The 19,100-nt window shown below is 71.7% G+C and carries 17 protein-coding genes; 7 read left to right on the top strand and 10 right to left on the bottom strand.

Going from position 1 to position 19,100, the window contains the following annotated elements; genetic code table 11:
- Nucleotides 1-1,524, bottom strand: a 1,524-nt coding sequence (locus ACFCXS_RS00955; protein ID WP_376640631.1) for an AAA family ATPase, incomplete at its 3' end; no start/stop codon positions are given.
- Between the two features lie 274 nt (nt 1,525-1,798).
- On the opposite strand from ACFCXS_RS00955, the gene ACFCXS_RS00960 reads away from it, so the two are divergent.
- The gene (locus ACFCXS_RS00960) at nt 1,799-3,151 is read left to right on the top strand and encodes a M14 family metallopeptidase (protein ID WP_376640634.1); all 1,353 of its coding nucleotides are present in this window, start codon (nt 1,799-1,801) and stop codon (nt 3,149-3,151) included.
- Here the strand turns inward: ACFCXS_RS00960 and ACFCXS_RS00965 are convergent.
- From ACFCXS_RS00965 to ACFCXS_RS00985, 5 genes are all read right to left on the bottom strand, one after another.
- Nucleotides 3,148-3,723: a hypothetical protein gene (locus ACFCXS_RS00965; protein ID WP_376640636.1), complete on the bottom strand. Its 576-nt coding sequence runs from the start codon at nt 3,721-3,723 to the stop codon at nt 3,148-3,150. The genes ACFCXS_RS00960 and ACFCXS_RS00965 overlap by 4 nt on opposite strands.
- A 65-nt stretch (nt 3,724-3,788) precedes the next feature.
- Nucleotides 3,789-5,267, bottom strand: coding sequence for a GntP family permease (locus tag ACFCXS_RS00970; RefSeq protein WP_376640638.1), 1,479 nt, complete (start codon nt 5,265-5,267; stop codon nt 3,789-3,791).
- Between the two features lie 102 nt (nt 5,268-5,369).
- Entirely contained in the window at nt 5,370-5,780 is a 411-nt protein-coding gene (locus ACFCXS_RS00975; protein ID WP_376640641.1) for a RidA family protein, read from the bottom strand.
- Nucleotides 5,777-6,538 carry an IclR family transcriptional regulator gene (locus ACFCXS_RS00980; protein ID WP_376640643.1) on the bottom strand — a complete coding sequence of 254 codons (762 nt, stop codon included), beginning with the start codon at nt 6,536-6,538 and terminating at the stop codon, nt 5,777-5,779. Before ACFCXS_RS00980 ends, ACFCXS_RS00975 begins: the two co-directional genes overlap by 4 nt.
- Nucleotides 6,535-7,605, bottom strand: a complete 1,071-nt coding sequence (locus tag ACFCXS_RS00985; RefSeq protein ID WP_376640646.1) for a sugar kinase — start codon at nt 7,603-7,605, stop codon at nt 6,535-6,537. The genes ACFCXS_RS00980 and ACFCXS_RS00985 overlap by 4 nt, the downstream gene beginning before the upstream one ends.
- Nucleotides 7,606-7,740: 135 nt before the next feature.
- Between ACFCXS_RS00985 and ACFCXS_RS00990 the strand changes: the two genes are divergently transcribed.
- Nucleotides 7,741-9,021: an amino acid deaminase gene (locus tag ACFCXS_RS00990; protein ID WP_376640648.1), complete on the top strand. Its 1,281-nt coding sequence runs from the start codon at nt 7,741-7,743 to the stop codon at nt 9,019-9,021.
- Between the two features lie 13 nt (nt 9,022-9,034).
- On the top strand, nt 9,035-10,648 hold the full coding sequence (locus ACFCXS_RS00995) for an amidohydrolase family protein (protein ID WP_376640650.1): 1,614 nt from the start codon (nt 9,035-9,037) through the stop codon (nt 10,646-10,648).
- A 21-nt stretch (nt 10,649-10,669) separates the two neighbouring features.
- On the opposite strand, the gene ACFCXS_RS01000 is transcribed toward ACFCXS_RS00995, so the two are convergent.
- The 3 genes from ACFCXS_RS01000 to ACFCXS_RS01010 all read right to left on the bottom strand — a co-directional run bounded on the left by ACFCXS_RS01000 (nt 10,670) and on the right by ACFCXS_RS01010 (nt 12,856).
- Complete coding sequence (locus ACFCXS_RS01000) at nt 10,670-11,596, bottom strand: serine protease (RefSeq protein ID WP_376640652.1); 927 nt, start codon at nt 11,594-11,596, stop codon at nt 10,670-10,672.
- 383 nt (nt 11,597-11,979) lie between these two features.
- Nucleotides 11,980-12,360 carry a hypothetical protein gene (locus ACFCXS_RS01005; protein ID WP_376640654.1) on the bottom strand — a complete coding sequence of 127 codons (381 nt, stop codon included), beginning with the start codon at nt 12,358-12,360 and terminating at the stop codon, nt 11,980-11,982.
- A gap of 166 nt (nt 12,361-12,526) precedes the next feature.
- Nucleotides 12,527-12,856, bottom strand: a complete 330-nt coding sequence (locus tag ACFCXS_RS01010; RefSeq protein ID WP_376640656.1) for a hypothetical protein — start codon at nt 12,854-12,856, stop codon at nt 12,527-12,529.
- 126 nt (nt 12,857-12,982) lie between these two features.
- Here ACFCXS_RS01010 and ACFCXS_RS01015 point away from each other — a divergent pair, with 126 nt between their 5' ends.
- Together ACFCXS_RS01015 and ACFCXS_RS01020 are read left to right on the top strand one after the other, a co-directional pair.
- Nucleotides 12,983-14,194: a pyridoxal phosphate-dependent aminotransferase gene (locus ACFCXS_RS01015; protein ID WP_376640658.1), complete on the top strand. Its 1,212-nt coding sequence runs from the start codon at nt 12,983-12,985 to the stop codon at nt 14,192-14,194.
- A 128-nt stretch (nt 14,195-14,322) separates the two neighbouring features.
- On the top strand, nt 14,323-14,742 hold the full coding sequence (locus tag ACFCXS_RS01020) for a hypothetical protein (protein ID WP_376640660.1): 420 nt from the start codon (nt 14,323-14,325) through the stop codon (nt 14,740-14,742).
- A 453-nt stretch (nt 14,743-15,195) separates the two neighbouring features.
- On the opposite strand, the gene ACFCXS_RS01025 is transcribed toward ACFCXS_RS01020, so the two are convergent.
- Nucleotides 15,196-17,025 (bottom strand): phosphoenolpyruvate carboxykinase (GTP), encoded by a 1,830-nt coding sequence (locus ACFCXS_RS01025; RefSeq protein WP_376640662.1) that lies wholly within the window; start codon nt 17,023-17,025, stop codon nt 15,196-15,198.
- 327 nt (nt 17,026-17,352) lie between these two features.
- On the opposite strand from ACFCXS_RS01025, the gene ACFCXS_RS01030 reads away from it, so the two are divergent.
- Both ACFCXS_RS01030 and ACFCXS_RS01035 read left to right on the top strand, forming a co-directional pair.
- Complete coding sequence (locus ACFCXS_RS01030) at nt 17,353-18,066, top strand: hemolysin III family protein (protein ID WP_376640664.1); 714 nt, start codon at nt 17,353-17,355, stop codon at nt 18,064-18,066.
- 194 nt (nt 18,067-18,260) lie between these two features.
- Entirely contained in the window at nt 18,261-19,001 is a 741-nt protein-coding gene (locus ACFCXS_RS01035; protein WP_376640666.1) for a Mut7-C RNAse domain-containing protein, read from the top strand.
- The last annotated feature ends 99 nt before the right edge of the window (nt 19,002-19,100 follow it).

Here is a 19,100-nt window from a genome sequence, read left to right on the forward strand (position 1 = left end):
CCCGGTGGGCACTGCCTCAGGGCGGGCGACGGCCTCCAGGACGTCGTCCGTGCGCAGGCCCAAGGGCGGGGCCGAGGTCCCGGTGGGCACTGCCTCAGGGCGGGCGACGGCCTCCAGGACGTCGTCCGTGCGCAGGCCCAAGGGCGGGGCCGAGGTCCCGGTGGGCACTGCCTCGGGGCGGGCGTGGGCAGCGGGGCCGTCCGTGAGCGGGTCGGGCAGGGCGGGCGGGGCAGCGTGCCGGAGCGCGACGAGCTGCCCCCGGCCCTCGGGAGCCGGGACGACGCCCCCGAGAGGGCGGGGGCTCTCCGGGGCCCGAACACCATCCGGACACGCGGGCCCGCCTGCGCCCCGGGCGCCGACCGGACACGGGGCATCTTCCGCGGACCGGGCACCTTCCGAAGACCGGAGACCTAACGCAGCCGGGGCACCTTCCGCAGCCCGGACACCCTCCGCGGACCGGACACCCTCGGCGGACCGGACACCTTCCACAGCCCGGACACCCTCCGCGGACCGGACACCTTCCACAGCCCGGACAGCCTCCGCGGACCGGACACCTTCCACAGCCCGGACACCCTCCGCAGGCCGTGCCCCGGACGGAGGCCGGCTGCTCTCCTGGGCGGTGCCGTCCGCGCACACCGCCTCCGCCGTCTCCAGGTCGAAGCCGGCCGGCAGGACCGACAGCCGGGCCCACACCGTCTGCTCGGTGACGGTGCACAGGTCGTGGCTCCAGGCGACCGCCGCGCGCAGGGTCTGGTGGCGGGGCAGGGCCGCGGGGCTGCCGGTGGTGAGGAAGCGGTAGCGGTCGTCGAGGCGGTCCAGGAGCTGGTCGACGTCGAGGACCCGCATCCGGACGGCGGCGAGTTCGATGGCCAGGGGCAGACCGTCCAGGCGGTGGCACAGCCGGGCGACGGAGGCGCGGTTGGCCGGGGTGAGGCGGAAGCCGGGGACGACGGCGGCGGCCCGGTCGGTGAAGAGCCGGAGGGCGGGGTAGCCCTCGGCGGCGGACAGGTCGCCGTCCGGGTCGGGCACCGGCAGGGGCCGTACCTCCAGCAGGTGCTCCTCGGTGAGACCGAGCCGGTGCCGGCTGGTGGCGAGGATCCGGACGCCCTCGGAGCCGTGCAGCAGGGCGGCGGCGAGCCGGGCGCACGCGTCCGCCAGGTGCTCGCAGTTGTCGACGACGAGGAGCAGCCGCCGGTCCCGTACCTGTTCGACGAGGGCGTCCAGGGGCGGCTGGGCGGAGCGGTCGTGGAGCCCGAGCGCGTCGGCGACGGCGAGCGGGACGAGGGCCGGGTCGTGCAGCCCGGACAGGTGCACGTAGCGCACGCCGTCCGGGAAGGCGCGCTGCACCCGGGCCGCGATGCGTGCGGCGAGCCGGGTCTTGCCGACGCCGCCCGGCCCGGTCAGCGTCACCAGCCGTGCGCGGGCGAGCAGCTCACGGCCCTGGGTCAGTTCGCCACGCCGGTCGACGAAGCTGGTCGTCTCGGCCGGCAGGTGGTGGTCCCGTCGTGGCGCTGATCCGCCCATGATCAGCCAGTCCTCTGAAAGGGTGTAGGTCCGGGGTCCGGACGCTCCGGCTCCGTGTGCGCGACCCCTCACTCTGTCGAAGTCGCGTACACATATGCACGCCGGGGCCACACCTGCGGGTGCACTTCGGCTGTGACACCTCGACCGCGACACCACGCGCGTACACTGCGCGGCCGCTTTCAGTCTTGACCTGCTCATGCCATTAGCAGAACGATATGCGCCACCCGCACACGTACGTCGCACGGAACAACCCCACCTCCCGCAAGGAGATTTCATGCGACTTCGCACACGAGGCCCCGGTGCCCGCACCGGCAGACGCACCGCCGCACTCGCCGGGCTCCTCGCCCTCGCCCTCGCCGCGCCCCTGTCCGCGACGACCGGTGACGCCAACGCCGACAGCGCCCGCAGGCCGGCCGCCTCGGCGGACGACGTCCGGCAGTACGAGATCCACCTGCGCTCGACGGCCCGGGACCGCACGGCACTTCAGCGCACCGGCGTGACCGTGGACGAGGTCCACGGACACGGTGTCGTGGTCTCCGGGCGCGCGGGCCAGATCAGGAAGCTGCGCGCCCTGGGGTACGAGGTCACCCCGCTCGGCGCCGCGCCCGACCGGTCCGCCGGCGCGGACGACGTGCGCCTCTTCGACTTCCCGTCGGCCGACTCGAAGTACCACAACCACGCGGAGATGACGAGCGAGATCAACTCGATCGTCGCGGCCAACCCGTCGATCGCGAGCCAGCGCGTGATCGGCAAGTCCTACCAGGGCCGGAACATCGTCGCCGTCAAGATCAGCGACAACGTGGGCACCGACGAGTCCGAGCCGGAGGTGCTGTTCACGCACCACCAGCACGCCCGCGAGCACCTGACCGTCGAGATGGCGCTCTACCTGCTGCGCGAGCTGACCTCCGGCTACGGCTCCGACTCACGCGTCACGGGCATGGTGAACAACCGCGAGATCTGGATCGTCCCGGACATCAACCCGGACGGCGGCGAGTACGACATCGCCACCGGCTCCTACCGCTCCTGGCGCAAGAACCGGCAGCCCAACTCCGGTTCGTCGTACGTCGGTACGGACCTGAACCGCAACTGGGACTTCCGCTGGGGCTGCTGCGGCGGCTCATCGGGGTCGACGTCCTCGGAGACCTACCGGGGGCCGGCCGCGGAGTCGGCGCCCGAGGTGAAGGTCGTCGCCGACTTCGTGCGCAGCCGGGTCGTCGGCGGCAGGCAGCAGATCAAGGCGGGCGTCGACTTCCACACCTACAGCGAGCTGGTGCTGTGGCCGTTCGGCTACACCTCCTCCGACACCACGACCGGGATGACCGCGGACGACAACGCGGCGTTCAAGGCGGTCGGGCGGAAGATGGCCGCGAGCAACGGCTACACGGCGGAGCAGTCCAGCGACCTGTACATCACCGACGGGTCGATCGACGACTACCTCTGGGGCGCGCACAAGATCTTCGCGTACACCTTCGAGATGTACCCCCGGTCCGGTGGGGGTGGGTTCTACCCGCCCGACGAGGTGATCGAGCGGGAGACCTCCCGTAACCGCGACGCGGTGCTGCAACTGCTGGAGAATTCCGACTGTATGTACCGGTCGATCGGTAAAGAAACCCAGTACTGCAGTTAGGTGCGCGGTTCCTCGCGCTCCTCGGCTTCGCCTTCCTCGAAGTAGGCGTCGAGGACGGCGTCGAGCTGCTCGTCCCACTCGGTGAAACGGCTCCTGGCCGGCGCCTCGATCTCGATCGGGTACCAGCGCCGGTCAGGGGTGTGGACGGTGACGGTGTACCGCTTGCCGAAACGGGCCGTCTCCGTCTCCACCGCGCCGATCTCGTCCCAGCGGAACTCGCACTCCTGGTCGTCCAGGGACATGCGTACGCCTCTGTGGTCGACGACCAGCCGGGCGCGGCGGTCGGACGCCTCGAAGACGGGGCCGTCGGATGCGGTGTCCTCCTCCTCGGAGGGGGCCGCCTCCGCCGTCTCCTCCGCCGTCTTTTCCGCCGTGTCCTCCGCCCGGTCTTCCCGCTCGGGGACGGCCTCCTCGACCTCCTCGGCCTCCTCGGCCGCTGCGACCTCAGGCTCCTTCTCCGGCCCGTCCTCCTTCGTCCGTTCGGACGCGGGTGACGTGAGCCCGGGGATGAAAGCCGGGTCGAATCCGGCGCCTTCCAGGGGCTGGCTGCTCGAACCTATGCGCTGCTCCACAGCCGAGAAGTATGGTCGAGAATCCTGTGCGGCACACAGCCGACCCCGGCATCGTTATCAGTTGCCTACACGAACAGGCTCAGTACCGCCGCCACCGCGAACCCCGCCACCGACAGCACACTCTCCAGCACCGTCCAGGTCTTGAGGGTGTCCCGCTCGCTGATGCCGAAGTACTTCGCGACCATCCAGAACCCCCCGTCGTTGACGTGCGAGGCGAAGATCGATCCGGCCGAGATGGCCATGATGACCAGGGCGACGAAGGCCTGGGAGTGGTTCCCCTCGGACAGGAGCGGGGCCACGATGCCCGCCGTCGTCACGATCGCCACCGTCGCCGAGCCCTGGGCCACGCGCAGGACCAAGGAGATCAGGTAGGAGAGGACGAGCACCGGCAGGCCCACGTCGTGGAAGGTGTCCGAGAGGGCCTGGGCGACGCCGCTGGCCTTGAGGACCGCGCCGAAGACCCCGCCCGCGCCGACCACCAGCAGGATGTTGCCGACCGGCTTGAGGGACGCGGTGGACACGGTCTCCAGGGACTTGCGGGACCAGCCGCGGCGGATGCCCAGCAGGTAGTAGGCGAGGAACAGGGCGATCGTCAGCGCCACGAACGGGTGGCCGAAGAACTCGATCACCGAGCGCGGGGTGGAGGGGTCCAGGGCGATCGAGGAGAAGGTCGCCGCGAGGATGAGGACCAGGGGCGTGCCGATGATGCCGAGGACCGTGCCGAGGGAGACCGGCTGCTCGCTGGGCGCCACCCCGGCGGCCCGCTGCTCGTCGACGACGGCCTGCTTGGCTTCCTCGGCCGCCTCGACCATGTCCTGCGGCACGGGGACGAAGACGCGGCGGCCGATCCACGCCGCGTAGGCCCACGCGGCCGCCACGGCAGGCAGACCGCAGACGATGCCCATGAGGACGACCCAGCCGAGGTCGACGTGGAGGAGGCCGGCGGCGGCGACCGGGCCGGGGTGCGGGGGCAGGAAGGCGTGGGTGACCGACAGGCCCGCGAGCAGCGGCAGGCAGTACAGCAGGATCGATTTGCCCGACCGCTTGGCGGCGGCGTAGACGATCGGGGCCAGGACGAAGATGCCGACGTCGAAGAAGACCGGGATGCCGAAGATCAGGCCCGTGAGACCCATGGCGAGCGGGGCGCGCTTCTCGCCGAACAGGCCGAGCAGACGGCGTGCCAGCACCTCGGCGCCGCCGCTGACTTCGAGGATCGCGCCGAGCATGGTGCCCAGGCCGATGATGATGGCGACGTGGCCGAGGATGCCGCCCATGCCGGACTCGATGGTGGAGACGGCGTCCGACTTCTGGACCGTGCCGAAGAGTTCGGTGACCGAGAGTCCGGCGGCGAGGCCGACGGCTATGGAGACCGCGAGCAGGGCGACGAACGGCTGGAGTCTCGTCCTGATGATGAGGAAGAGCAGCAGCACGATGCCGAGCGCGGCGGTGAGCAGGAGTCCGGCCGTGCCGTCGACGAGGAGGAGCAGGCCTCCGGTGTGGGGTGGGGTCTCGGCAGGGGCTGACGCGGCGAGCGAGGGGGACATTCGGGGGTCCTCTGCGTAAATGCATACGGATTCTGGGTAGGGGGGAGCGCGGCGCGGCGCACCGAAGGCGCCGCGCCTCGAAGAAGGCGGGGTGGGGGTGGGTCAGCCGAGGACGGCCAGCGCGTCGATCTCGATGAGGAGGCCCGCGGGGAGACCGACGTAGACGGTCGTGCGCGCGGCGGGCGGCTGGGTCAGCCCCTGCTCCTCGAAGTACGCGTTGTAGATCTCGTTCATCTCCGCGAAGTGGGCCACGTCCGTGAGGTAGACGCGGATCATCATCACGTCGTCCCAGCCGGAGCCGCCCTCCTCCAGGATGGCCTTGACGTTGGCCAGGGTCTGGAGCGTCTGCTCGCGCAGGCCCGGCCCGGCGGGCGTGGGCGGCTTGCCCTCCTCGGCGGGCAGGAAGCCGACCTGGCCGGCGACCTGGAGGATGTTGCCCTTCTTCACACCGTGGGAGAACTTCGCGGGCGGGGTGGTGTGGGTCTTCGGGGTGAGTGCGATCTTGTCCGTCATACGGTGCCCTTCACTGGTGTCCTGCCGGAGTACTCGCCGCTGATGGCGTCCGCCGTGCGGCGCACCAGCGGCAGGAGGGTGAGGAGTTCGTCGGCGGTGACGACGACGTTCGGCGCGGAGACCGACATCGCGGCGACGACCCGGCCGTCGGCGCCGCGGACGGGCGCCGCGACGCAGTTGATGGACTCCTCGTGGCCGCCGAAGTCGGTGGCCCAGCCCTGTTCGCGCACCTTCTCCAGCTCGCGCAGGAACGCGGCCGCGTCGGGCGTCGAACGGGACGTGTAGGTGGGGTAGTCGAGCTTCTCCGCGATCGCCCGCCGCTCGTGCTCGGGCAGGTCGGCGAGGAGCAGCTTCGCGACCGCCGCGACGGTGATGGCGACGGGCTTGCCGATGCGGGAGTACATCCGCACGGGGTAACGGCTGTCGACCTTGTCGATGTAGAGGACCTCCTGCTCCTCGTACACGGCGAGGTGCACGGTGTGCCCGCAGCTCTCGTTGAGGCGGACCAGGTGGGGATGGGCGATCTCACGGACGTCGAGGTTCTCCATCGCCTCCTGGGCGAGCGCGAAGAGCCGGGCGCCGAGGCGGTAGCGCTGGTCGGACTGGCGGTAGACGAGTCCGTGCTCGTGGAGGGTGCGCAGCAGGCGCAGGGCCGTGGACTTGTGCACGCCGAGGCGGTCGGCGACCCGTCCCAGGTCGGCGGGGCCCTCGGCGAGCAGCGGCAGGATGCTGAGCGCGCGGTCGACGGTCTGGCTCATGGCGTGCGTACCTCCTCGGCGGCCCGCTGTGTCCCCTCGGTCCAGCCCGGGCCGAGTCGCAGTCTCCCCCATGCCGCGTCGTCCAGGGCGGCGAGCCGGTCGGCGTGCTCCCGTGCGGGTGGTGTGGCGAGGTCGCCGGGCGCGGTGAGGGCTGCCGCGGCCATCAGATGCCCGTGCCGCAGGCGGTCCCGCACGGGCAGTCCGCGCAGGGTGGCGGAGAGGAACCCGGCGGCGAAGGCGTCTCCGGCACCGACGGCGGCGACGACGTCCACGCGCGGGGCGCGGACCACGGTGGCGGTGCCGTCCGCGTCCTCGGCGTCTCCGGGGTCCTTGTCGAGGGCCACTGCGCCGCCTGGGCCCATCTTGACGACCACGAGGTCGGGTTCGGGCAGCGCGTCCCGCACGGCGACGGCGCCGTGCAGTCCCCACGCGTCGAAGGCCTCGTCTGAACCGGCGAAGACCAGGTCCGCGCGGCGGGCGAGGTCCAGCAGGACCCGCGGTCCGTCGGGGTCCGGCCACAGTCCCGGCCGGTAGTTGATGTCGAAGGAGACGAGCGGCCGCTGCGGACCCGGTTCGGTCAGCTCCCACAGCAGGTCGAGGCAGTTGCCGGAGAGCGCCGCCGTGATCCCCGACAGGTGCAGCACCCGGGCGGACCGCACGGCCGCCAGGTCCACGGTGCCGGTGGACATCGCCGAGGCGGCCGATCCGGCCCGGTAGTAGGCCACCTCGTGGGCGTCGGTGGCCCTGTCCCCGGCCGTGCGGAAGTAGATGCCGGTCGGGCGCGCCGGATCGCGCCGAACGGACGCGACGTCAACGCCGTAGGACGCGATCTCCTCGACGAGGTGGTCGCCGAAGCCGTCGGCGCCGACCGCGCTGACCCACCGCGCGGAGTGCCCCGCCGCCGCCAGCACACACGCCACGTTTGATTCCGCCCCGCCGATCCCCCGCGCGAAGGACGGCACGTCGGCGAGCCGTCCCGGCCTGGACGGCAGGAACGTGACCATGGACTCGCCGAGCGCGACGACGTCCACGACGTCGGGGGCGTTGCAGGGTCCGGTGGGGGTCACGATGCTCGTAGCTCCTCTGCGAGGTCGGTGGGTGGCGGTTTCATTGACCGGGGGTGGCCGAGATGTTAGACAGCGTTCAGCGACATACGCAATGAAGGTTGCAGATACTGCAACGCAGCAGATCAGGGAGGCTTCATGACGGCCGACAGCGCCCAGTCCCTCGCCCGGCTCGCCGCCGAGCGCGTCGACCACCGCTTCAAGGGCCTCCCGCCGGACGCCGACGGGCTGACCGTCGCCGAGCTGGCCGGCCAGCGCCGCAACCTCTTCACCGGCGGCTTCGCCACGCCCGTGCTCGCACTGTCCGCCGAGCGCCTGGAGCACAACCTGCGGCTCATGGAGACCTACGCGGCCCGGCACGGCCTGGCCTTCGCGCCGCACGGCAAGACCTCCATGGCGCCGCAGCTGTTCCAGCGGCAGATCGAGCACGGGGCGTGGGGCATCACGCTGGCCGTGCCCCACCAGGTGCGGGTGGCACGGGCGTTCGGGACCCGGCGCGTGTTCCTGGCGAACGAACTGGTCGACGCGGCGGCCCTGCGCTGGATCGCGGCCGAGCTCGACGCCGACCCGGACTTCGAGCTGATCTGCTACGTCGACTCGGTGCGCGGCGTCGAGCTGATGGACGTCGCGCTGCGGGACGCCGGCGCCACGCGCCCCGTGGACGTCGTCGTGGAGCTCGCCGCCGGTGAGGGCGCCCGGACCGGTGTCCGCACGGAGACCGAGTGCGCGGCGGTCGCGGACGCGGTGGCGGGCACGCGGACGCTGCGGCTGGTCGGCGTCGCGGGCTACGAGGGCGAGGTGCCGAAGGCCGACACCGAGCGGGTGACGGCGTGGCTGCGGCGGCTGGTGGCGCTCGCCGCCGGCTTCGACAGGGCGGGCCGTTTCGCGGGCCTGGACGAGATCGTGGTCAGCGCGGGCGGCAGCGCCTGGTTCGACGCGGTCGCCGAGGTATTCGCGGAGATCCCCGAACTGTCCCGTCCCGTCCTCAAGTTGCTGCGCTCGGGCGCCTACGTCTCGCACGACGACGGCCACTACCGCAAGCTGACCCCGTTCAACCGGGTCCCCGAGGAGGGCGCCCTGGAGCCGGCGTTCCGCCTGTGGACTCAGGTGGTCTCGCGCCCCACCGCCGAGCAGGCCTTCGTCAACGCCGGCAAGCGGGACGCGGCGTACGACCTCGACCTGCCCTTCGCCCAGGTGATCCGCCGGGACGGTGCCGAGCGCCCGGCGACCGGCGTGTCCGTGACCGGCCTGTCCGACCAGCACGCCTGGCTCGCCACCACGCCGGAGGCGGACCTGGAGGTCGGCGACTGGGTCGGGCTCGGGCTGTCCCACCCGTGCACCTCGTTCGACAAGTGGCAGCTGATCCCCGTCGCGGAGGCGGACGGCACGGTCGTCGACTACGTCCGCACGTTCTTCTAGGAGGCGGGCAGCGGTGGAAGAGCTCGTCATCCGGGACGCCGACGTCGTCGACGGCTCCGGCTCGGACTCCTACCGGGCCGATGTCGTGGTCGACGGCGGCCGGATCGTCTCCATCGTCAAGGAGGCCGCGGCGGCCGGCTGTCAGCGGCCGAAGGCACGCCGGGAGCTGGACGCCGAGGGCCTGGTCCTCTCCCCCGGCTTCGTGGACATGCACGCCCACAGCGACCTGGCGCTGCTGCGCGACCCCGACCACGGCGCCAAGGCCGCCCAGGGCGTGACCCTGGAGGTCATCGGCCAGGACGGGCTGTCGTACGCGCCGGTCGACGACCGCACCCTCGCCGAGGTGCGGCGGACGATCGCCGGGTGGAACGGCCCGGGGGACGACATCGACTTCGACTGGCGCACGGTCGGCGAGTACCTGGACCGGCTGGACCGCGGGATCGCCGTGAACGCGGCCTACCTGATCCCGCAGGGCACGGTCCGGGCGCTCGCCGTCGGCTGGGAGGACCGTGAGGCGACCCCGGACGAGCTGGACCGGATGCGCCGGCTGGTCGCGGAGGGCATGGAGCAGGGCGCCGTCGGCATGTCCTCCGGGCTGACCTACACACCGGGCATGTACGCGCCCGACTCCGAACTGACCGAACTGTGCCGGGTGGTGGCGTCCTACGGCGGCTACTACTGCCCGCACCACCGCTCCTACGGCGCCGGGGCGCTCCGGGCCTACGAGGAGATGGTCGCGCTGACCCGGGAGGCCGGCTGCTCCCTGCATCTCGCCCACGCCACCATGAACTTCGGCGTGAACAAGGGCCGGGCGCCCGAGCTGCTGACCCTGCTGGACGAGGCACTCGCGGCCGGGTCCGACATCAGCCTCGACACCTACCCGTACACCCCGGGCTGTACGACGCTGGCGGCCGTACTGCCGAGCTGGGCCAACGAGGGCGGCCCCGAGCAGGCCCTGAAGCGGCTGGCGGACGAGGAGACGGCGGAGCGCATCCGCCACCACCTGGAGGTCACCGGCTCGGACGGCTGCCACGGCGTCCCCGTCGAGTGGGACACCATCGAGATCTCGGGCGTGAACGACCCGGCCCTTGCCGAGTTCGTCGGCCGGACGGTCCAGGAATCGGCGGACCGGCGCGGCGAGACGCCCTGGGCGACGGCGCGCGGACTGCTGCTGGCCGACCGGCTGGCCCCGACGATCCTCCAGCACGTCGGCCACGAGGAGAACGTCCGGGCGATCATGCGTCACCGGGTGCACACCGGCGGCTCGGACGGCATCCTCCAGGGCGCGAAGCCCCACCCACGCGCCTACGGCACGTTTCCGCACTACCTGGGGCACTACGTCAGGGACTTGGGGGTGCTGTCGCTGGAGGAGTGCGTCGCGCACCTCACGTCGCGCCCGGCCGCGCGGCTCCGGCTGCCCGACCGGGGTCTGGTCCGCGAGGGCTACAAGGCCGACCTGGTGCTCTTCGACCCGGCGACGGTCGCGGCGGGCTCCACGTTCGAGCAGCCGCGCACGCTCCCGGTGGGCATCCCCCACGTCCTGGTCGACGGCCGGTTCGTGATCGACGACGGCCGGCGCACGGACGTGCTGGCGGGCCGGGCGGTCCGCAGGACTGCTCCCGCGTGACCGCCCGGCCGGCACCCTGCCTTACGGCTTGGGCAGGGTGCAGCCGCTCGCGCTCAGGTCGAGCTTGTTGTCGATCCCGAAGCAGGCCGGGATCCCGTAGGTCTCCTGGGCGTAGTTGATGCCCTTGCGGACGGTCACGTTGCCGTTCGCGTCGACCTCGCACGGGTTGTTCACCGTGCAGCGCTCACCGTCCTCGTTGCCGGTGTTGTTGATGGCGACGACCTTGTTGGTGGCCTGGTCGACGACGGGCGAGCCGGACGTGCCGCCGATGGTGTTGCAGGCGGAGGTGTAGCGGACCGAGTCCTTCCAGGTCCAGTCGCCCTCCTTCAGGGTGGGCACGAACCCGTCGATGTTGCAGCTGTAGATGCGCTTCCAGTAGCCGGAGGGGATACCGATGGCGCTGCCGGCGACGGGGTGACTGTCGTTCAGCGTCAGCGCGTTGATGTTGTACGAGCTCTTGATCTGCGCGTACGTGGTGGTGAGCTGGTACAGCGCGACGTCCGTGTCGGTCATCGTGCCGTAGGCGAGCTTGGCGGCGCGCAGGGTGGCCACGCGCGAGCCGGAGGCGTTGAGCAGGGTGAAGGTGCGGCTGGAGGCCTTGTCGACGAGGACCTGGCCGGGGCCGGGGAACCCGGACTCCAGACAGTGGCCGTTGGTCATCACGAGCGCCGGGTCGTCGGCCTCGGAGTCCGGCATGCGGACGACCGAGCCGGAGCAGTTGCTGAGCGCGACGGTGCCGGCGAAGTTCACGGCCTTCGCCTGGGGGCCGCGCAGGCCGGACAGCGTCTGCTCCACGGACGAGACCACGCCGGAGACGGCGGACGTGGCCGAGCCCGTGTCCGCGGCCTTGCCGACGCCCGTGGGGGCGGCCTCGGCAGCGGTCGCGGGGGCCGCGCCGGCCCCGGCTATCGCCAGGGCGCAGAACGCGGCGGCGAGAGGTTTTCTCATGGGGGGTCCCCTCTTGCGACGGAGGCGGCCGGAAATCCTCCGGCCGCCTGCACGATTGTCATGTGCATTGTGATCGCGAAAAGGGGGGTGGCACAAGAACCTGTTCCACAACCGGAATCCAGGCTTCCTGATCTGACCCTACTCAACCGGACTTACGAGCAGGTCACTTGGGTCCCCGGGTGCCGCCCGGACCATGTCCGGGTTTTTCGCCGGACCTGCCGGGGGCCGAGTTCGTGACGGTCGGACTGGGAGCGGAGGCCACCGCGGCAGTGGAGGTACCCGCGGAGACGCCCGCCGGGGGCCGCCCGCCGTCCGTGGCGGACGCGGACGGCGCCCGGCCCACCGTGAGGGACGGACTCGGGGACGCGGCGCCGGACGGGCCGTCAGAGGTCCCCGGTCGCCGCGGGTGGCGCCGCCGAGGACTCCCCCGCCGCCGGATCGGTGCGGCCGCTCTCGCCGCCGCGCGTCGCACCGGAGGACCCGCCCGAGAAGGAGACCCCGGCGATGAGCACGGCCGCCGACACGGCACCCACGGCCCCGGCGGCGACCGCCACCCGGCGCGACCGCCGGGCGGGCGGCTTGCGCCGGCCCCGGCGCCCGACCCCGGACCGGCCACCCGGCGCCGGCACCACCGGCAGCTCGCGCGTCTCACCGATGCCGTCCGCGCCCCCGGGGTGTGGGTGGGCGGGGGCGTCAACGGGGTACGCCGGGGCACCACCGGCATCGCCCGCGCCGGCACCGGGGCATGCGGGGCCTCCGGTCATAGCGGGGTGCGCAGAGTCGCCGGAGTACCCGGGGTACGAGGGGTCGCCGGAGTACCCGGGGTACGAGGGGTCGCCGGAGTATCCGGGGCCACCGCGGGAAGCGTCCGCACCGGCGCCGGGGTACGCGGGGCCGCCCGCGCCCCCGGGGTGCGGGTAGGCGGAGGCGTCACCGGAGTACGCGGCGCCTCCGGCGGCGCCGGGGAATCCGGGCCCGCCGTGAGCGGCGTCCGCACCGCCGCCGGAGTGCGGGTGAGTGCGGGGGGGCGCCCATGCCGTCCCCACCGGCCGCGTCCGTGCCCGGATACGGGGCGCCACCGGTGACCGCCGGGCCCTCCGGCCCCGCCGGGTCGTACACGTCCTGCCATCCGTGCGCCGCCGCCGGGTCCGCGTAGGCGTCGTACGCCGGAGGGGTGACCCCCTGCGGCAGGTAGACGTTCGGCGGGCCCTGCGGCTCACCGCCCGTCGCTCCGTCGGCGTAATCGAATGGCTCGGACATGGCGGGGAATTCTAGGGACCGAAGGGGCTGGTGGGACAGCGTGCGGCGATATCGCCCCAAATCCCCGCGTCTCACGTGGCGGAAAACACGACCCGGGAGGCGTTACCGGGCCGTAAGCTCCCAGACATGCAGGTGATCCAGTCGACCAAGCTCGCCAATGTCTGTTACGAGATCCGGGGCCCGGTTCTCGAGGAGGCGATGCGCCTGGAAGCAGCAGGGCACCGCATCCTCAAGCTGAACACCGGCAACCCGGCCGCGTTCGGTTTCGAGTGCCCGCCGGAGATCCTGGAAGACGTCCTCCGGAACGTGTCGTCGGCGCACGGCTACGGCGACGCCAAGGGCCTGCTGGCCGCGCGCCGGGCCGTCGTGATGCACAACCAGACCCTCGGCATCGAGACGGACGTCGAGCACGTCTTCATCGGCAACGGCGTCTCCGAGCTGATCGTGATGGCGATGCAGGGCCTGCTGGACGACGGCGACGAGGTCCTCGTACCCGCGCCCGACTACCCGCTGTGGACCGCCGCCGTCTCCCTGTCCGGCGGCACCGCCGTGCACTACCGCTGCGACGAGCAGGCCGACTGGATGCCGGACCTCGCCGACATCGAGCGCAAGGTCACCGACCGCACCAAGGCGCTCGTGATCATCAACCCCAACAACCCGACCGGGGCCGTCTACGACGAGGCGATGATCAAGGGGCTGACCGACATCGCCCGCCGCCACAACCTCCTCGTCTGCTCCGACGAGATCTACGACAAGATCCTCTACGACGACGCCGTGCACACCCCGACCGCCTCCGTCGCCCCCGACCTGCTGACCCTCACCTTCAACGGCATGTCGAAGGCGTACCGGGTCGCCGGCTACCGGGTCGGCTGGATGTCGATCTCCGGGCCGCGCGCGCACGCCGACTCCTACATCGAGGGCCTGACGATCCTGGCGAACATGCGCCTGTGCGCGAACATGCCGGGGCAGCACGGAGTCGTCGCGGCACTCAGCGGGCGCCAGACGATCAACGACCTGGTGCTGCCGGGCGGGCGGCTGCGCGAGCAGCGGGACACGGCGTACGAGCTTTTGACCCAGATCCCCGGCGTGAGCTGCGTGAAGCCCAAGGGCGCGCTGTATCTCTTCCCGCGCCTGGATCCCAAGGTCTTCAAGATCAAGGACGACCGCCGCATGGTGCTGGACCTGCTCCGGCGCGAGAAGATCATGGTCGTCCAGGGCACCGGCTTCAACTGGCCGGAGCCGGACCACTTCCGGGTGGTGACCCTGCCGACGGTCGGGGACCTGACCGACGCGGTGGGGCGGATCGGTCACTTCCTGGACGGCTACAGCCAGCCCTGATCCCGCCGAGCCGAAACAGGACTGCCCGCTCACCCTATGTGCGCGGGCAGTCCTGTTTTGTGAACGGCTCAACTTTAGACGAAATCTAAGCTAGGATGGTTTCCTGTAAAAGCTCAGGAGGCCTTCCCATGTACGAACCGATCCGCACCAAGTCGGTCCACAGCACGGTGGACGGCCCCAACCCGGACTTTCCCCACCGTTCCCGCGAGGAAGAGCTGGACATCCAGCTCGCGGGCCATCTCGCCGCCCTGCTCGCCGTCACGGACGAGCTGCGCGCGACGCAGGCCTCGGCCGACCTGGACGCGGCCGCGGAGCGGCTCGCGGAGCAGGTGAGCCGGCTGCGCGGGGGACGCACCCCGGCGCGCGCGCCGATGAGCGGCCGTCGCGCGACCGGCGCCGCGGCCCTGCACCGGCGGGCACTCGCCCTGGCGGGCCGGACGCTGGTCGTCGCCGCCTCCCGGGCCGACACGGCGGTCGCGATCCTGGCCGCCGAGCGGATGGACGCCCACACCGCGGCGCTGGAGCCGCGCGAACTCGCGTCCCACTGAGCCTCTCGGGCTCCCCTCCACGGCCCCGGTCCGCGCGCACCCGCAGCGACGCGCGGACCGGGCGCCACAAGTCGTCAGGTGACTCCGCCGACCGTTGCCGACGGCCGGGGCGTCACAGCGTCCCGCGAACGCCCGCTCGCCCCGCTCGGCCCCCACGTGGTTCACCCACGCCCCGAGCACGCCCGAACGCCCCGGTCGACGTAGGCGGTCGGCCGGGGCGCTCGGTCATTCATCGGCACGTTCGTGAGCCCACCTGGGGGCCGCGCCGAAGCAGGCGGGAGAGGGCCGGTCGCCGCCGGGTTTCCGTCGAGGCGGACGGAGGACGCGGTGACCGGCCCCGAACCCCACACGCCGTTGTGCGGGTCCCGCCAGTGCGTTCCGCGGCCGGCCGTGACGATGTTGCTGGTCAGGGCACTGTCGGTTCCAGCCGGCCGCGGAGTTCGGGGTGGGGGCTCAGCCCAGGCGCTCCACCAGCGCGCGGTACTGGTCCCACAGCTCCTTCGGCGTGTGGTCGCCGAAGGTGTTGAGGTGCTCGGGGACCAGGGCGGCCTCCTCGCGCCAGACCTCCTTGTCGACCGTGAGCAGGAACTCCAGGTCGGAGTCGGCCAGTTCCAGGCCGTCGGTGTCGAGGGCGCCCTTGGCCGGCAGAACGCCGATCGGCGTCTCGACACCCTCGGCGGTGCCGTCCAGGCGCTCCACGATCCACTTCAGGACGCGGCTGTTCTCACCGAAGCCGGGCCAGACGAACCTGCCCTCGTCGTCCTTGCGGAACCAGTTGACGTAGTAGATCTTCGGCAGCTTGGACTGGTCCTTGTCCTTGGCCACGTCGATCCAGTGGGCCATGTAGTCGCCCATGTTGTAGCCGCAGAACGGCAGCATCGCGAACGGGTCGCGGCGCAGCTCGCCGACCTTGCCCTCGGCGGCGGCGGTCTTCTCGGAGGCCACGTTGGCGCCGAGGAAGACGCCGTGGTTCCAGTCGAACGACTCCGTCACCAGCGGTACGGCGGTGGCGCGGCGGCCGCCGAAGAGGATCGCCGAGATCGGCACGCCCTTGGGGTCCTCCCACTCGGGCGCGATGATCGGGCACTGCGAGGCCGGGACGGTGAAGCGGGCGTTGGGGTGCGCGGCCGGGACGCCGGACTCAGGGGTCCAGTCGTTGCCCTTCCAGTCGGTGAGGTGGGCCGGAGTCTCCTCCGTCATGCCCTCCCACCAGATGTCGTTGTCGTCCGTGAGGGCGACGTTGGTGAAGACGGAGTTGCCCCAGAGCGTCTTCATCGCGTTGGCGTTGGTGTGCTCGCCGGTGCCGGGCGCGACACCGAAGAAGCCGGCCTCGGGGTTGATGGCGTAGAGGCGGCCGTCCTCGCCGAAGCGCATCCAGGCGATGTCGTCGCCGATGGTCTCGACCGTCCAGCCGGGGACGGTCGGCTCCAGCATGGCGAGGTTGGTCTTGCCGCAGGCGCTCGGGAAGGCCGCCGCGACGTACTTGGCCTCGCCGCGCGGCGGGGTCAGCTTCAGCACGAGCATGTGCTCGGCGAGCCAGCCCTCGTCACGGGCCATGACGGAGGCGATGCGCAGGGCGTAGCACTTCTTGCCGAGCAGGGCGTTGCCGCCGTAGCCCGAGCCGTAGGACCAGATCTCGCGGTCCTCGGGGAAGTGCGAGATGTACTTGGTCTGGTTGCAGGGCCACGGCACGTCCGCCTGGCCGGGCTCCAGCGGGGCGCCCAGGGTGTGGACGGCCTTGACGAAGAAGCCGTCGGAGCCGAGCTCGTCGAGGACGGCCTGACCCATGCGGGTCATGGTGCGCATGGAGACGGCGACGTACGCCGAGTCGGTGATCTCCACACCGAGCGCGGACAGCGGCGAGCCGAGCGGGCCCATGCAGAAGGGCACGACGTACATGGTCCGGCCGCGCATCGAGCCGCGGAACAGACCGCCCTGGCCGCCGGCGCCCTGGAAGATCTCCCGCATCTCGGCGGGGGCCTTCCAGTGGTTGGTCGGGCCCGCGTCCGCCTCCTTCTCGGAGCAGATGAACGTCCGGTCCTCGACGCGCGCGACGTCGGTGGGGTCGGAGGCGGCGTAGTAGGAGTGGGGGCGCTTGATCGGGTCGAGTTTGCGGAAGGTGCCCTTCTCGACGAGCTCCCCGCACAGGCGCTCGTACTCGGCCTCGGATCCGTCACACCAGACCACGTTGTCCGGTTGCGTCAGTTCGGCGATCTCGTTGACCCACGAGATCAGTCCCTGATGGGTGGTGGGGACGGTGGGAGCCGCGATGTCGCGCGCCACGATTGCTCCTAAATGAGGGATTTTTTGTGATGTGGAGGCCCCGTGGGGGCTGCGACCCGGATGCTTCAGGGTTGAACTTGGCGCTCATCCGGTGCCGACCGCACTCATTTGATCATCCGACGTACGCGCCCATCTGTCCAGAGGAGCGCACAGGTGAGCAACGTGAGGCTCGCCACGGTTTCTCGCGCCGCTTTACGTGCACGTTGCGTTCATCAGACGGTTCGTTTGCGTAACCATCGCCGGGTCACGGTGAGAGGATGGCCACTCTTCGCCTTGCAATCCGCAGCCCTGATACGTCACTTACGGTTCCGTAGCTACCATTCGCCCATGACTGCGTTCGTCCCCGACGCGCCCACGGACTCGGCGGCCGACGGCCACGGTCCGAAGGCGCTCTCCCTGCCGCATCCGGTGAAGCCCAAGCTGCGCGGCTGGCTGCATCTCGGCATGTTCCCGGCCGTCCTGGTCGCGGGCCTGGTGCTGACCGCCCTCGCCGACTCCACCAGAGGACGGATCGCCTGCGGCATCTTCGCCCTCACGGCATGCCTGCTGTTCGGCGTGAGCGCGCTGTACCACCGGGGCGACTGGAGCCCTCGTATGGACGGCGTCCTGCGGCGGCTGGACCACGCCAACATCTTCCTGATCATCGCGGGCACCTACACGCCGCTGACCATGCTGCTCCTGCCCGGCGCCAAGGGGCAGTGGCTGCTGTGGGGCATCTGGGGCGCGGCCGTGGCGGGCATCCTCTTCCGCGTCTTCTGGGTCGGCGCCCCACGCTGGCTCTACACGCCCTGCTACATCGCGATGGGCTGGGCGGCCGTCTTCTACCTGCCGGACTTCATGCGGACCGGCGGCATCGCCGTCCTGGTCCTGGTCATCGTCGGCGGCCTGCTCTACAGCGCGGGCGGCGTGGTCTACGGGATCAAGCGGCCCAACCCGTCACCGCGCTGGTTCGGCTTCCACGAGGTGTTCCACTCCTTCACCCTGGCGGCCTTCATCACGCACTACGTGGGGATCTCGCTGGTGGCGTACCAGCACGGATAGCGTCCTCTCCCCCCCTTCGGGCCACGGCTCCCGGCCGTGGCCTCTCGCATGCCCGGATCACTCCGATGGCCGACCATGTCCTCCGTGACGGCCCCCTCCGACCGCCGCCGACCGCGCCCCGAGCGTTCCGGAGCACCGCCTTCAGGCTGGAAAAGCCTGAGGCCGGCACACTTTCGCCATGGCATCCTGACCGGGTGAACGGTCCCGAGATCCACGTCGAGTTCGCCCCCGAGCTGCACGTGTTCGTGCCCCGGGCCCGGCAGTCGGGCACCGTGCGGGCCGGCACGGACGGCGTCTCCAGTCTTGGCCATGTCGTCGAGTCACTGGGCGTGCCGCTGACCGAGGTCGGCACGCTGCTCGTGGACGGCCGCGAGGCGCCCTTCGCGCATGTCCCGTCGGCCGGCGAGTCGGTGACGGTCCGGCCCGTCGCCCGTCCGCAGCAGGTCCCGGGCGCTCCCCTGCGTTTCCTCCTCGACGTGCACCTCGGCACGCTCGCGCGGCGGCTGCGGCTGCTCGGCGTGGACACGGCCTACGAGTCGACCGACATCGGCGACCCGGCCCTCGCGGCGCGTTCGGCCGCCGAGCAGCGGGTGATGCTGAGCCGCGACCGGGGGCTGCTGCGGCGGCGCGAGCTGTGGGCGGGGGCGTTCGTGTACAGCACGCGGCCCGCGGAGCAGCTGCGGGACGTACTGGAACGGTTCCGGCCTCAGTTGCTGCCCTGGACGCGGTGCACGGCCTGCAACGGGATGCTGCGCAAGGCGACCAAGGACGAGGTCGCCGACCAGCTGAAGCACGGGACGCATGCGACGTACGACGTGTTCGCGCGGTGCGGTGCGTGTGGGCGGGCCTACTGGAAGGGCGCGCATCATGAACAGCTGGAGGCCATCGTGGAGCGGGCGATGGCGGGCTTCGGCCCGAGCGCCGTCGAGGGTTGACCGCCGTGGGGAACCGCGCGACCGCGCCCCCGGGGGCGGGGGGCCCCCCCCCCCGCGGGGGGGGGGGGCCCCCCCGCCCGGGGGGGGGGGACCAGAACC

This window comes from Streptomyces sp. NPDC056373 (genome assembly GCF_042262425.1).
Classification (GTDB): domain Bacteria; phylum Actinomycetota; class Actinomycetes; order Streptomycetales; family Streptomycetaceae; genus Streptomyces.

Coding starts and splice junctions, on each gene's coding strand:
- ACFCXS_RS00980 (WP_376640643.1), bottom strand. CDS start 6,538: ATGAGCCAGACCGTCGACCGCGCGCTCAGCATCCTGCCGCTGCTCGCC.
- ACFCXS_RS01030 (WP_376640664.1), top strand. CDS start 17,353: ATGACTGCGTTCGTCCCCGACGCGCCCACGGACTCGGCGGCCGACGGC.
- ACFCXS_RS00970 (WP_376640638.1), bottom strand. CDS start 5,267: ATGTCCCCCTCGCTCGCCGCGTCAGCCCCTGCCGAGACCCCACCCCAC.
- ACFCXS_RS01015 (WP_376640658.1), top strand. CDS start 12,983: ATGCAGGTGATCCAGTCGACCAAGCTCGCCAATGTCTGTTACGAGATC.
- ACFCXS_RS00990 (WP_376640648.1), top strand. CDS start 7,741: ATGACGGCCGACAGCGCCCAGTCCCTCGCCCGGCTCGCCGCCGAGCGC.
- ACFCXS_RS01005 (WP_376640654.1), bottom strand. CDS start 12,360: ATGACCGGAGGCCCCGCATGCCCCGGTGCCGGCGCGGGCGATGCCGGT.
- ACFCXS_RS00960 (WP_376640634.1), top strand. CDS start 1,799: ATGCGACTTCGCACACGAGGCCCCGGTGCCCGCACCGGCAGACGCACC.
- ACFCXS_RS01020 (WP_376640660.1), top strand. CDS start 14,323: ATGTACGAACCGATCCGCACCAAGTCGGTCCACAGCACGGTGGACGGC.
- ACFCXS_RS01000 (WP_376640652.1), bottom strand. CDS start 11,596: ATGAGAAAACCTCTCGCCGCCGCGTTCTGCGCCCTGGCGATAGCCGGG.
- ACFCXS_RS01010 (WP_376640656.1), bottom strand. CDS start 12,856: ATGTCCGAGCCATTCGATTACGCCGACGGAGCGACGGGCGGTGAGCCG.
- ACFCXS_RS00975 (WP_376640641.1), bottom strand. CDS start 5,780: ATGACGGACAAGATCGCACTCACCCCGAAGACCCACACCACCCCGCCC.